The organism is Vibrio viridaestus, from assembly GCF_003856525.1.
GTDB classification, from domain to species: domain Bacteria; phylum Pseudomonadota; class Gammaproteobacteria; order Enterobacterales; family Vibrionaceae; genus Vibrio; species Vibrio viridaestus.
Map to the genome: position 1 here is coordinate 1 of NZ_RJVQ01000035.1, position 1,083 is coordinate 1,083.

A 1,083-nucleotide genomic window follows, 5' to 3' on the forward strand; every position below is an offset into this window, starting at 1 on the left:
TGTCTAAAGAAAAATTTGAACGTACGAAACCGCACGTAAACGTTGGTACTATCGGCCACGTTGACCACGGTAAAACAACTCTAACAGCAGCTATCTGTACAGTACTATCTAAAACTTACGGTGGTGCAGCTCGTGACTTCGCATCTATCGATAACGCTCCAGAAGAACGTGAACGTGGTATCACAATCGCAACTTCTCACGTAGAGTACGATACACCAGCACGTCACTACGCACACGTAGACTGCCCAGGACACGCTGACTATGTTAAAAACATGATCACTGGTGCTGCACAGATGGACGGTGGTATCCTAGTAGTAGCTGCGACTGATGGCCCAATGCCACAGACTCGTGAGCACATCCTTCTAGGCCGTCAGGTTGGTATCCCATACATCATCGTATTCATGAACAAATGTGACATGGTAGATGATGAAGAGCTTCTAGAGCTAGTTGAGATGGAAGTACGTGAACTTCTATCTGAGTACGACTTCCCTGGAGACGACCTACCAGTAATCCAAGGTTCTGCACTAGGCGCCCTAAACGGTGAAGCACAGTGGGAAGAGAAAATCGTTGAACTAGCACAAGCTCTAGATGACTACATCCCAGAGCCTGAGCGTGCAATTGATCAGCCATTCCTAATGCCAATCGAAGACGTATTCTCAATCCAAGGTCGTGGTACAGTAGTAACTGGCCGTATCGAGCGCGGTATCCTGAAAGTAGGTGATGAAGTTKCWATCGTTGGTATCCAYGAKACAACWRCTACTACTTGTACTGGTGTTGAGATGTTCCGTAAACTTCTAGACGAAGGTCGTGCGGGTGAGAACGTTGGTGCACTTCTACGTGGTACTAAACGTGATGAMGTTGAACGTGGTCAAGTTCTTKCTAAACCAGGTTCAATCACTCCACACACTAMWTTTGAATCAGAAGTATACGTACTGTCTAAAGATGAAGGTGGTCGTCACACTCCATTCTTCAAAGGCTACCGTCCACAGTTCTACTTCCGTACAACTGACGTAACTGGTAACATCGAGCTACCAGAAGGCGTAGAAATGGTAATGCCTGGTGACAACATCAAGATGACTGTTG

The 1,083-nt window shown here is 46.6% G+C and carries 1 protein-coding gene; it reads left to right on the forward strand.

Annotated elements, in window-relative coordinates; all coding sequences use genetic code 11:
- A partial coding sequence (tuf, locus tag EES38_RS21620) for an elongation factor Tu (protein WP_124939277.1) occupies positions 1 to 1,083 on the forward strand: 1,083 nt, incomplete at both ends.